This window comes from Pyxidicoccus fallax, assembly GCF_012933655.1.
Taxonomy (GTDB): domain Bacteria; phylum Myxococcota; class Myxococcia; order Myxococcales; family Myxococcaceae; genus Myxococcus; species Myxococcus fallax.
On record NZ_JABBJJ010000037.1, the window covers coordinates 45,435 to 56,891 of the forward strand.

Below are 11,457 nucleotides of genomic sequence, written 5' to 3' on the forward strand. Positions count from 1 at the left end.
GTCGCCTCCCCCATAACCATGGAAATGGACGTGTCGAGCGGGAAAGCCCGGGGGCAGGGCGGGCGGCCGGGCCGGCCACCGTGCCCCCGGGTGCCCTCCTACCCGTGACTACGGGGCGGGGGTGGCGTGGACGTAGTCCTGGCCGAAGTTGCTGTCCCAGTACGTCTGCCCGTTGACCTGGTAGCGCACGTAGAAGCGCAGCGGGCCGCCGGTGGTGGGGACGGGGATGTGGGCGCTCCAGCGCTCCACGCCCTTGGCGTTGGGGCTCTGGATGTAGGAGTAGCCGTAGGTGTAGCTGGGGACGTACTGCGCGGGAGCCTCGGCCTGGGTGGCCCAGTTGTCCAGGGTGTAGACCACCGTCACGCTCTTCGAGTAGGCGAGGTTCTGCACGTCGACGCTGACGTCCAGGTGGCCGGTGTCACGCCAATAGCTGCCGGCCACGAGGACGTTGGTGTTCTTGAGGAGCGGGCCGTCATTCCGGCCGAGGTGGTAGTTGGCGCCCCAGTTGTTGTCCCAGTACGAGGTGCCGCCCACGACGATGCGGGGGACGAACTCCAAATCCCTCGTGGCCTCCGGGGTGGTGCCCCAGCTCGTGTACTGGCGGGTGACCTGCCAGACCTCGTAGCCGTTGCTGGCGGGGCCCACGTAGGAGCCGGGCAGGTTGACCCAGGTGCCGTCGGGCTCCTTCTGGTAGACGTAGACGAACTTCTCGTACGCCATGTTCTTCACCAGCAGGGTGTAGCTGACGTCCTGCCAGACCTGCCCATAGCGGCTGCCCACGGAGCTGTGGGCCTTGAGCAGGCGGACCTCGTCCGCGGCCCGCGCGGGCAGGGAGGTGAAGCCGAGGGTGAGCCCGGCCAGCAGGGCCAGCAGCGCGCGCCAGCGGGGAGCGGGAGAGTGCGTGCGGGGGGAGTGCGTCATGATGGGGGGTTCCTCTCACGAGCCCGGACTGGCGAGCCCGGGCAATGGGGACCCTGGGTCATCCAGGGCCCGCGCATGTTGCCAGCGGGCTCCGACGTCCGTCGCGCCGCGAGAGGTCAGCGGGGTTCACTCGCGGAAATCGCTTCCGATGTTCGCCGCTCGGACCGTTGAATTTGCGCGTGGATGAATTTCCGAAGCCTGCGAATCGGTGCTCGCGAGGCGAGAGGCATCAGGTCCACTTCCTCCAGCCTGGGCCGCAGGGCCTTGGCGAGGGTCGCGGGCTTCACGCCCAGCAGGGCTGACAGGGCCTCGCGTGGCGCACCGCGAGCCCATTGCAGGTGCTCCGGGCGAGGCTCGTGTCCGGCGATTCGCCGGAGGATGTCCGGCTCCAGGAAGAGGAGTCCCTCCGGGGCGGACCGCAGGAGAATCACCCGCATGGCCGGGCCCGTTCGCTCGGCGCTCGGGTTCAGCAGTGAATAGGCATAGGCCTTGTCCCACTCGTGTGCGTCCGGGCCACGTCTCTTCCGAGGGCCCAGCACCAGCGCCACGTTGGCGCCCTCGCGAACCATCGCGCGAGCGCGGCCCACGGCGTTGAGCCAGCTGCGCCCATCCAGCAGCTCGACCCTTCGTTCGAGCTCGGGCCCCAACAGCCTTCCCAGGAGCAGCGCCGCGGCGTCGCTCGAGGTCACGACACAGGGCTTCATTGGAAGTCCTCCTTGTGCAGTCGATGGTCCATGGCGCCTTCCTCGACGGCGCCCCGCCACTTGCGCCGGAGCGCCGAGCGCATGCCTTGTTTCAGGGCCAGGGAGAGGTCGGTGTCATTCCAGAGCAGGACGTTGCGAATCGGATGGGCCGCCACTGCCCGAAGCGCGGGCCAGGTGAAGCCACTGGTGCTGCACAGCAGCCCCATGGCGGGCGCTGGTCGGCGCTGCATTCGCATGGCGAGCCTGGCGATGGCATCGAACCCGATGGGCTCGACGTGGTCCTTCGCCTCCACGAGACACGCCAGTCCATCCACGTAGACGCTTCCGTCAATCTGCTCGAGGTCGCTTACATAGGGCCAGACGACCCTCGCGCCTTCGAGCTGGAAGGCCCTCAGCAGCAGGAACTCGAAGGCCCTGCCCGGAGCCCATCCTTCGATGCGCTCGCGTTGCCGCACCCGTCTCCAGAACGCCAGAAGCTCGTCCTGCCCCATCCCCTGCACCCTCCGCGCGTACTCTTCTTCGACCCCCACGCCGCCACCTCTCTATACAACCCATGAGGTAGATGAGTCTACCCATGACCTCTGACATGCGGTGGAGGGGCGCCCGGGAGGCTTCGGGGCGGAGACGAAGCAAGTCCCCTGCCACCCATCCAACAGTCCCCACACGGGCCACGGAGGACTGGGACGCGGCGTTCTCATGGAGTAGGGAAGGGGACATGAAACGTACCCTCGTGTCCCTCTTCGGAGCGGTGCTGCTGTCGGGCACGGCCTCCGCCGCGGAGAAGACTCCCGCCCGCGTTCCCGATGCCGCCGAGCTCAAGCGCATGACGGCGCGCTTCGCCCCCGTGGAGCTGCGGGTGGACCTCAAGGCCCTGCCCGACAACGAGAAGCGCGCCCTCGCGAAGCTCGTCCAGGCGTCGAAGCTGATGGACGCCCTCTTCCTGCGCCAGCGCTGGGCCGGCAACGAGACGCTGCTGCTCGACCTGCTCCAGGACGAGTCGCCGGACGGCCGCGCGCGGCTGCACGCGTTCCTCCTCGACAAGGGCCCCTGGAGCAGCCTCGACGAGGCCCGGCCCTTCATCCCCGGCGTGCCGCCCAAGCCCGAGGCAGCCAACTTCTACCCGGCCGGCGCCACCAAGGCCCAGGTCGAGGCCTGGGTGAAGTCGCTCCCCGAGGCCCAGCAGAAGGAGGCCACCGGCTTCTACACCACCCTCCGCCGCGGCACCGACGGCAAGCTCATCTCCGTCCCCTACAGCGTCGAGTACCAGGGCGAGCTGGCCCAGGCCGCCACGCTGCTGCGCGAGGCCGCCGCGCTCACGAAGCAGCCCACCCTCAAGGCCTTCCTCACCGCCCGCGCCGACGCGTTCCTGTCCAACGACTACTACGCCAGCGAGGTGGCGTGGATGAAGCTGGACGCCAGCATCGAGCCCACCATCGGGCCCTACGAGGTCTACGAGGACAACTGGTTCAACTACAAGGCCGCCTTCGAGTCCTTCCTCGGCCTGCGCGACGCCGCCGAGACGCAGAAGCTCGCGAAGTTCAGCGGCCAGCTCCAGGACCTGGAGAGCAACCTCCCCATCGACCCGAAGCTGCGCAATCCGAAGCTCGGCGCGCTCGCGCCCATCCGCGTCGTCAACAGCCTGTTCTCCGCCGGTGACGCCAACCGCGGCGTGCAGACGGCCGCCTACAACCTGCCCAACGACGAGCGCGTCACCCAGGAGATGGGCTCCAAGCGCGTCATGCTCAAGAACGTGCAGGAGGCCAAGTTCGAGCGCGTGCTCGTGCCCATCGCGAAGCTGGCGCTTCCCCAGAAGGACCAGCAGGACATCTCCTTCGACGCCTTCTTCACGCACATCCTCATGCACGAGCTGATGCACGGCCTGGGGCCCCACAACATCACCGTGGCCGGCAAGCAGACCACGGTGCGCCAGGCCCTCCAGGCCGCCTCCAGCGCCTTCGAGGAAGCCAAGGCGGACATCTCCGGCCTGTGGGCCCTGCAGCGGCTGGTGGACCAGGGCGTGCTCGACAAGTCGCTGGAGCGGACGATGTACACCACGTTCCTCGCGTCCGCGTTCCGCTCCATCCGCTTCGGCATCGACGAGGCGCACGGCAAGGGCATCGCCCTGCAGCTCAACCACTTCCTGGACACCGGCGCGGTGAAGGTGAACCCGGACGGCACCTTCTCCGTGGTGCCGGAGAAGATCCGCCAGTCCGTCACCTCGCTGACGCAGCAGTTGATGGAAATCCAGGGGCGCGGTGACCGCAAGGCCGCCGAGGCCCTGCTGGCGAAGATGGGCGTGGTGCGGCCTCCCGTGCAGAAGGTGCTGGAGCGCCTCAAGGACGTGCCGGTGGACATCGCGCCGAACTACGTCACCGCCGAGGAGCTGGCGCGTGACTTCTCGGGCCCCTCGGCCGATACCGCCGTGAAGAAGTAGCCACCGGGCGCAGCCCGGGTCCGCCGCCTTGCTTTTCCCGTGCGCGGCGGGCCCGGCGTGCCCAGTAAGCAGGGGAGATGCGGAGCCTGGCCCATCATCGTCCAGCACCCCCGGACCCGTGGGGCATCCTCCTCGCGCTGACCGTCATCGGCGCGTGGCTGGGGCACCTCGTCTGGCTGCTCGCCGTGCCCACGCTGCCCTGGGACTCCCCGCTCACCTGGCTGCACGTCGCCCTGCAGGCCTGGCTGTGCACCGGCCTCTTCATCACCGGGCATGACGCCATGCACGGCACGGTGTCCCGCCGGCGCTGGGTGAACGAGGCGGTGGGCACGCTCGCCTGCTTCCTCTTCGCGGGGCTGTCGTACCGCCGGCTGGTGGTGAATCACCGCGCCCACCACGCCAACCCCACGGGCGACGACGACCCGGACTTCTCCACGCGCACCCAGTCCTTCTTCCCCTGGCTGGTCACCTTCATGGCCCGCTACACGACGCTGCCGCAGCTGGGCGTCATGGCGGCCAAGTTCAACGTGCTGCTCCTCTTGGGCGCGTCCGAGCCGCGCATCCTCGGCGTCTGGGTGCTGCCCGCGCTGGTGGGCACGCTGCAGCTCTTCTACTTCGGCACGTACCAGCCGCACCGGCGCCCGGACACGCCGGACATGACGCCCCACCACGCGCGCACCCTGCCGCGCAACCACGCGTGGGCCCTGCTGTCCTGCTTCTTCTTCGGCTACCACTGGGAGCACCACCAGTCGCCCGGCACTCCCTGGTGGCGGCTGTGGCGCATGAGGGACGCCCGGGCTCGCGAGGCCGCTCGGGGCGCCGCGCCGGTGGCCGGGCCGCTCCCGGAACGGGAAGGCGCCTCGCCGTAACCGATTGGCACCGTGGCCCGTTATACAGAGGCCATGAGCGACAAGCCGCCCGCCGAGCCCCCCAGCTCCGAAGTCACGCCCGAGACGCTCTACCTGCGCCGCCGGGAGTTCCTCAAGAATGCCGGCCTCTTCGCCGGGACGGCCGCCGCCATGGCCGGGGGCCTGTACCTCCTGGGCCGCAAGCAGACGCGCCCCATGGACGCCTTCGTGCCGGATGCGGGCCTCGTGGAGCTGCCCGTGGCGAAGGCCCATGGCCCGTACGACACCGACGAGGCGCGCACGCCCTACGAGGACGTCACCACCTACAACAACTTCTACGAGTTCGGCTTCGACAAGAACGACCCGGCCCGCCACGCGCACACGCTGAGGCCCCGGCCGTGGACCGTCGCCATCGACGGCGAGGTGCACAAGCCGCAAACGGTGGACATCGACCAGCTCACCTCGTGGTTCCCGCTGGAGGAGCGCGTCTACCGGATGCGCTGCGTGGAGGCCTGGTCCATGGTGATTCCGTGGCTGGGCTTCCCCCTGGGGGAGCTGCTCAAGCGCGTGGAGCCCACGAGCCACGCGAAGTATGTGACGTTCACCACGTTGCTGGACCCGGAGCGGATGCCCGGCCAGCGTCGCGGCACGCTGGACTGGCCGTACGTGGAGGGCCTGCGCCTGGACGAGGCCATGCACCCGCTGACGCTGATGGCGGTGGGGCTCTACGGACGGCAGCTGCCCAACCAGAACGGCGCGCCGCTGCGGCTGGTGGTGCCGTGGAAGTACGGCTTCAAGGGCATCAAGTCCATCGTCCGAATCTCCCTCACCCGCGAGCAGCCGTTCACCACGTGGAGCCTGGCCGCGCCGGACGAGTACGGCTTCTACGCCAACGTGAATCCCGCCGTGTCCCACCCGCGCTGGAGCCAGGCCTCCGAGCGCCGCATCGGCGAGCTGGAGCGCCGTCCCACGCTGCCCTTCAACGGCTACGCGGAGCAGGTGGCGCACCTGTACGCGGGCCTCGATTTGCGAAGGAACTACTGAGCCCCATGGCCTCGCGTCCGTACCCCTGGCTCAACCCCGCCCTCACCGTGGGCGGCCTCGCTCCGCTGCTGATGCTGGCCGTGCAGGGGCCGCGTGGGGATTTGGGCCCCAACGCGATAGAAGCCGCGCTCAACCAGACGGGCCTCTTCGCGCTGGTGCTGCTGCTGGCGTCGCTGGCGTGCACTCCGCTGCGGCTCGTCTTCAAGTGGACGTGGCCCGCGCGCGTGCGCCGCACGCTGGGGCTCTTGGCCTTCACCTACGCGCTGTCGCACTTCCTCGTGTACGCGGTGCTGGACCAGGGGCTCGCGCTCGGCGCCATCCTGGAGGACATCGGCAAGCGGCCCTTCATCACCGTGGGCTTCACCGCGCTGGTGCTGCTGGTGCCGCTGGCCGTCACCTCGACGAACCGCTGGGTGCGCAGGCTGGGCTTCCCGCGCTGGCAGCGGCTGCACCGGATGGCCTACGTGGCGGCGGTGCTGGGCGTGGTGCACTTCCTCTGGCGCGTGAAGGCGGACCTCACCGAGCCGCTCATCTACGCCGCGGTGCTGGCGCTGCTCTTCGCCATTCGCGCAGGGGAGGCGATACGCAAGCGCCGCGCCCGCGCCGCGGTGGCGGCGCGGAACGCGGCCTGAGCGCCCGCCAGCGCGGATCCGCTGAACCGAGCGCGCCGGCTCTCGCCGCTCCGAACCCGGGCACGAGGCCACGCTGGAGCGGAGGCCCTGAAACACGAACGCCGGGCCCGTGCCGCTCTTTCGCGGCCCGGTACCCGGCGTGAGGTGCCTCCCTCGTGGAGGAGGCTACTTGCGCGGCAGCGGGAGGATGGTGTCCACCAGCGTCATGAGCTGCGCGCAGCTCACGGGCTTGCGGACGAAGGCGCTGATGCCGGCCTTCTGACCGAGCGCGCGGACCTCCGCCACGTTCGGGTCGCCCGTCATCATGAGGATGGGCACCTTGGACAGCCGCGGATTCGTGCTGGCGCGAATCTGCGCCGCGAAGTCCGCGCCGTTCATCCCGTCCATGTGGAAGTCCGTCAGGATGAGGTCCACCGGACCGGACTCGGCCACCTTCAGCCCCTCTTCGGCGGACTCCGCCTCCAGGAACTCGAAGTTGCGTGCCATGAGGTAGATCTTCAGCAGCGTCCGGATGGAGCGGCTGTCGTCCACCAGCAGGACCCGCTGCGGCGCGGCGCCCGTGGCCGGGCGCGCCCCGAGGGGTCGGGTCGTCTCCGCCGTGGTGCGGGCGGGGACGGGCTCTGAAGATGAGAGGGTTCCGGCCTTCATCGGATCATCAACCTCAGGTGGGGCTGTTCCCCTGGAAACTTTGTCATGTTGACGGAAGGACAGGCCGAAGTCAAAGGCGCGGACGTCAGGGGACCTCCAGATAGAAGGCCTGGCTCTCCACCGGAGGCAGTCCTACGCCAGGGGCGAGGGCCGGGTCCAGTTCATTGGGCACCCGCCATGTCTGCCCGGTGGGTTGGATCACCACCACCGCGTAACGGCCGCGTGGCACATCCTTGAGAGGGGCGGGGGCGGCGGGGTTCCGGGCGTCCAGCGCCTGCGGAGCGACAGCCACCTGCAGCTCCGGGACGACGACCGGCTGCATGCGTGGCTGGCCCTGCTCGTCCGTGAGGGCGGTGATGAGCGGGTCCGCCATCAGCCTCGCGGCGAGCACCACCACGTCCGGCTTGCCGTCCAGGGTGCCGTCCGCGTGCAGGTAGTCCTCACCCTCGGCGTCTGGCACACCATTGCGGTCCACGTCGTTCTCTTCCACACCTGGCAGCGTGGGATGCAGCTTGCGCACCACCACGCGCAGCGAGAAGTCGGGCACGTTGTCGCCGTTGGCGTCGTCCGGCACGCCGTCCCGGTTGGCGTCCACGTAGCCGACGAGGAAGCCCGGGGTCCGCTGGTCCACCGCGCCGTTCTGCATCTGGAGGGGCTGCAGGCGCAGCACCTTCGGCGTGTTGCCCAGGGTGCGGTCTCCCACCACCTGGAAGGCGGGCCGGTCCACCGGCACGCGGGCCGTGTCCGAGAAGCTCACGGACACGCCGGTGAGGGGCTGGGGATGGCCGTCCGCGTCCGCGGTGACTTCCAGCGTGAGGGGCGCGCCGGTGGTGGGGTCCACCGCGGCGCCGCCCACGTCGCCCGCGTTGGGCTCGCTGGTGACGCCGTACCAGGGGATGAAGTCCGGCCGGTGGCAGGGCTGCACCGCCGCCGTGCCGCAGGTGTCCGCGTCGATGAAGCCCCGCAGCGTGTAGCGCCCCGCCGTCACGAGGCTGAAGGTGAAGGGCGCGGTGAAGGGGCCGGGCGCGTTGGTGGTGAGCGCCGGGCCGAAAACCTGCTCGGCGGGGATGACGGTGAAGGCGATGGGGCGGCCGGTGCCCTGCGGCGGCGGAGGACGGTCCGCGTCGTAGAGGAACACCACCGCGTTGCCCCGCGCGCGCGACTGCACCACGAGGCTGCCCTCGATGCGGGCCGTGTGCGTGTTCTGCCGGCCGTCGGCGGTGGGCACCACGGGCGGCGGCTCGCAGCCGAAGCCGAGGAGGGACGCGAGGACGAGGCCCCCCAGGGCCTTCTTCTTCCAGGAGGAGGTCGGGCGGCTCATGGAGTCACAGTCAGGGTGGCGTACACGCGACGCTCGATGCGGTTGCCGAAGGGGTGCTGGGAGTGCGCGCCGCCCAGGTGGCTGCCCACCAGCGCGACATTCACGGTATCCGGGACGGCCTCGTAGCCCACGCGCGCGTTGAGCACGGTGTGGGCCTTGAGCGGGTTGGACACGAAGTCGATGCGGGTGGGGTCCGCCGCCGCGGGCTCGCGCTCAATCCAGGTGGTGGACGAGGTGAAGGCCGCGTCCACGCCGAACTCGAGGTCCGCCTGGGTGCGGTAGGTGACGCCGCCGTACAGCTTGAGCTGCGGCGCCTGGCTGCACGGGCCGCACTGCGCCTTCTCCTCGATGTCCGAGGAGACGCTCTGGAAGGCGGCGCTCAGCTTCACGCCCAGGCCGTCCACGGGGGCCATGTTGAGGCCGGCCTCCGCGCCGCGCGCGGTGTAGACGGCGTCCTCGTTCTGGAAGAGCGAGCGGCCGAGCAGGTACGAGCCGGTGACCGGGTCGTAGGACTCGCCCGCCGGCAGCCGCTGCACGGCGGACAGGGCGATGAGGTCCCTCACCGTGTTCTGGTAGAGGGCCACGTCCCAGTCGATGCCCAGCTCCGCGGACTCACCGCGCCAGCCCAGCTCGAAGGCCGTGAGGCGCTCGGCGCGCAGGCTGGTGTTGCCGGTGGTGAGCGCGCTGGCGCCGTTGACGCCCGGCACCGGGACGGGGATGTGGGTGTAGCTCTCCAGGAAGGTGGGCTCGCGGAAGGCGGAGGCCGCGCTGGCGCGGAAGGCATGGCCCTCGAAGGGGATGAACAGCGCGGACACGCGCGGCGAGTGCGCCAGGCCCGGCTTCCCGTTGTCCAGCAGCGGGTGCCGGTCCACACGGTAGCTGGCCACCAGCCGCAGGGGCTCCACCAGCCGCCACTCGTCCTGGATGAAGGCGGCCGCGTGCACCTCCTGGCGCAGCGGGCCCAGGTAGTCCCAGTCCACGCGCTTGAGGCGCCCCTCCACGCCCACGTTGAGCTGGTGCTCGCCGCCCAGGTGGAAGGCGCGGGCGAAGAGCAGCTCCGCGTTGAAGAGGTTGGAGCTCACGTCCCGGATGAGCGAGCGCTGGCCGATGGGCTCGTACTGCGGCCCCGCGTCACCGGAGATGTGGTTCCAGAAGGTCTTCAGCTTGAGCGGCCCCACCTCCACGTCGCCCTTGGCGTAGGCGGTGAGGCCGTCCATGTAGTAGTTGCGCAGGGTGCCCAGCGGGTAGATTTCCGTGTTGAAGCGGTGCACGCCGCCGGACAGGCCCACCTGGCGCCCCTCGCCGAACGAGTACACGGTGGACAGCGTGCCGCGCGCGCCGCGCAGGCCGATGTCCGGGTCCGGCTCCCTCAGCGCCATGTCCGGCCGGTCGCTGGCGAAGTCGCGGCTCCACTTGTCGGCCTGCGAGTACGCCACCGACGCGCGGTAGCGCAGCGCGCCGGAGCTGCCGTGGCTGAGGAACGAGCCGTTGACGGAGTTGCCGGTGCCGCCGGTGACGGAGAAGCGGGCGCGCCGGCCGCTGCCGGGGGACTGGGTGATGATGTTGATGACGCCCAGCATGGCGTTGGCGCCGTACAGCGCGCTGCCCGGGCCGCGGATGACCTCGATGCGCTCGATTTCCTCCAGGCCGATGGGGATGGAGGACCAGAGCGTCAGGCCGAGGAAGTCCTGGTACTCGGTGCGGCCGTCCACCAGCACCAGCACCTTGTTGGCGATGCGCTGGTTGAAGCCGCGCAGCGACACGTTGGCGCTGCCCACGCCCAGGGACATGACGTCCGCGCCCGGCACGCGTCGCAACAGCTCCGGCAGGCTGGTGGCGCCGGACATGCGGATGTCCTCGGCGGTGATGACGGTGGTGGCGTTGGGCGCCTCCAGCGAGGACTGGGCGCGGCGGCTCGCCGTCACCACGCGCTCCTCGTAGGGCACCGCGCCCTGGTCGGCGGAGGACTCCGCGCCGTCGGACTTCGACGCCGTCGTGGCCGCGGGCGAGGCCGCCGCGGGCGAGGCCGTCGCGGGCATGGACTCGGCGCGCTCGATGGCCTTCTCCAGCCGCTCCAGCAGCGAGGACAGCTGCTGCTGGGCCTGGATGCTCGCGGGCGGCGGCGGCATGGGCAGCGCGGACTTGTCCTCGGGCGTCGCGGCGGCGGTGGCCTCGGAGGCCTTCAGCTTCTCCTCCAGCACGGCGACGGTGGTGACCACCGAGCCCGCGTCGGGAGGATTGCTCGCGAGGTAGCGCTTGTACGCGTCCAACGCCTCCGTCAGCCGGCCGGCGTCATGGTACGCGCGGGCGATGTTGAAGAGGACGTTGGGGTGCGGCTTGATGGCGTACGCGGCCTCGAGCTCGGCGATGCCCTCGTCGTACTGCTTCTGGGCGATGAGGCTCATGCCGGCGCGGAAGTGACGTCGTGCCTCGAGACGGGCGTCCGCCAGGGCCTCGCCCGCGCAAAGACACAGCGCGAGCAGGCTCGCTCGTTGGAGGAATCTGGGGGTTTTCAATTGTACGGATCGTCCTTGTACTGCGAGGAGCCCGAGGCCTTGCCGGGCTTCGGACTCGCCTTCTTCTTGGGCAGGGGCAGGAGCTTCTGGGTGACGGGTTCCTCGGACCGACTCCCCTTGAGGGTGAGGGGGGTCTCCCTGTAGCCGTCCAGGGCGAACGTCACCTGCGCCGTGGCGAAGCCGTCCTTCCCCGGGAACACGGGCAGCCTCAGGGGCGTGGTGCCCACCTCCGTGCCCTCGAGGAACACGCGTGCGCCGCTCGGCTCGCTGGCGATCAGGAAGTTCACCGGCCTGGCGTCCCGCGCCCGGTTCGGCGACGGAGCCAGTTCCTCGTCGTCGGCCCCGGCCTGCTCGGGAGCGGCGGCCGCGGCGGGCGGCGGGGTGGCGGC

11 protein-coding genes are annotated in these 11,457 nt (G+C 70.3%); 4 read left to right on the forward strand and 7 right to left on the reverse strand.

Annotated elements, in window-relative coordinates; translation table 11 throughout:
• Positions 1–108: 108 nt before the first annotated feature.
• The 3 genes from HG543_RS10915 to HG543_RS10925 all read right to left on the reverse strand — a co-directional run bounded on the left by HG543_RS10915 (position 109) and on the right by HG543_RS10925 (position 2,155).
• On the reverse strand, positions 109–921 hold the full coding sequence (locus HG543_RS10915; protein ID WP_169344654.1) for a carbohydrate-binding protein: 813 nt from the start codon (positions 919–921) through the stop codon (positions 109–111).
• Between the two features lie 116 nt (positions 922–1,037).
• The gene (locus HG543_RS10920) at positions 1,038–1,625 is read right to left on the reverse strand and encodes a hypothetical protein (protein WP_169344655.1); all 588 of its coding nucleotides are present in this window, start codon (positions 1,623–1,625) and stop codon (positions 1,038–1,040) included.
• Positions 1,622–2,155: a restriction endonuclease gene (locus HG543_RS10925; RefSeq protein WP_169344656.1), complete on the reverse strand. Its 534-nt coding sequence runs from the start codon at positions 2,153–2,155 to the stop codon at positions 1,622–1,624. The genes HG543_RS10920 and HG543_RS10925 overlap by 4 nt, the downstream gene beginning before the upstream one ends.
• Before the next feature lie 185 nt (positions 2,156–2,340).
• On the opposite strand from HG543_RS10925, the gene HG543_RS10930 reads away from it, so the two are divergent.
• From HG543_RS10930 to msrQ, 4 genes are all read left to right on the forward strand, one after another.
• On the forward strand, positions 2,341–4,059 hold the full coding sequence (locus HG543_RS10930; protein WP_169344657.1) for a DUF8614 domain-containing protein: 1,719 nt from the start codon (positions 2,341–2,343) through the stop codon (positions 4,057–4,059).
• Positions 4,060–4,136: 77 nt separating this feature from the next.
• Entirely contained in the window at positions 4,137–4,928 is a 792-nt protein-coding gene (locus HG543_RS10935) for a fatty acid desaturase (protein WP_169344658.1), read from the forward strand.
• Between the two features lie 12 nt (positions 4,929–4,940).
• The gene (gene msrP / locus HG543_RS10940; protein ID WP_371876543.1) at positions 4,941–5,951 is read left to right on the forward strand and encodes a protein-methionine-sulfoxide reductase catalytic subunit MsrP; all 1,011 of its coding nucleotides are present in this window, start codon (positions 4,941–4,943) and stop codon (positions 5,949–5,951) included.
• 5 nt (positions 5,952–5,956) lie between these two features.
• A complete protein-coding gene (gene msrQ / locus HG543_RS10945) occupies positions 5,957–6,583 on the forward strand; it encodes a protein-methionine-sulfoxide reductase heme-binding subunit MsrQ (protein ID WP_169344660.1) in 627 nt (208 codons plus the stop codon).
• Between the two features lie 165 nt (positions 6,584–6,748).
• On the opposite strand, the gene HG543_RS10950 is transcribed toward msrQ, so the two are convergent.
• The 4 genes from HG543_RS10950 to HG543_RS10965 form a co-directional block, all read right to left on the reverse strand.
• Entirely contained in the window at positions 6,749–7,231 is a 483-nt protein-coding gene (locus tag HG543_RS10950; RefSeq protein ID WP_169344661.1) for a response regulator, read from the reverse strand.
• A gap of 85 nt (positions 7,232–7,316) precedes the next feature.
• Positions 7,317–8,552 (reverse strand): hypothetical protein, encoded by a 1,236-nt coding sequence (locus tag HG543_RS10955; RefSeq protein ID WP_169344662.1) that lies wholly within the window; start codon positions 8,550–8,552, stop codon positions 7,317–7,319.
• Complete coding sequence (locus HG543_RS10960; RefSeq protein ID WP_246356910.1) at positions 8,549–11,068, reverse strand: TonB-dependent receptor domain-containing protein; 2,520 nt, start codon at positions 11,066–11,068, stop codon at positions 8,549–8,551. The genes HG543_RS10955 and HG543_RS10960 overlap by 4 nt, the downstream gene beginning before the upstream one ends.
• Positions 11,065–11,457: PEGA domain-containing protein (locus HG543_RS10965; RefSeq protein ID WP_169344663.1), on the reverse strand; the 393-nt coding region annotated here is incomplete at its 5' end. The genes HG543_RS10960 and HG543_RS10965, both read right to left, overlap by 4 nt.

Bases quoted from the DNA above. Each gene is read 5' to 3' on its own strand.
- HG543_RS10915 (WP_169344654.1), bottom strand. From the start codon at position 921: ATGACGCACTCCCCCCGCACGCACTCTCCCGCTCCCCGCTGGCGCGCG.
- HG543_RS10935 (WP_169344658.1), top strand. From the start codon at position 4,137: ATGCGGAGCCTGGCCCATCATCGTCCAGCACCCCCGGACCCGTGGGGC.
- msrQ (WP_169344660.1), top strand. From the start codon at position 5,957: ATGGCCTCGCGTCCGTACCCCTGGCTCAACCCCGCCCTCACCGTGGGC.
- HG543_RS10930 (WP_169344657.1), top strand. From the start codon at position 2,341: ATGAAACGTACCCTCGTGTCCCTCTTCGGAGCGGTGCTGCTGTCGGGC.
- HG543_RS10920 (WP_169344655.1), bottom strand. From the start codon at position 1,625: ATGAAGCCCTGTGTCGTGACCTCGAGCGACGCCGCGGCGCTGCTCCTG.
- HG543_RS10955 (WP_169344662.1), bottom strand. From the start codon at position 8,552: ATGAGCCGCCCGACCTCCTCCTGGAAGAAGAAGGCCCTGGGGGGCCTC.
- HG543_RS10950 (WP_169344661.1), bottom strand. From the start codon at position 7,231: ATGAAGGCCGGAACCCTCTCATCTTCAGAGCCCGTCCCCGCCCGCACC.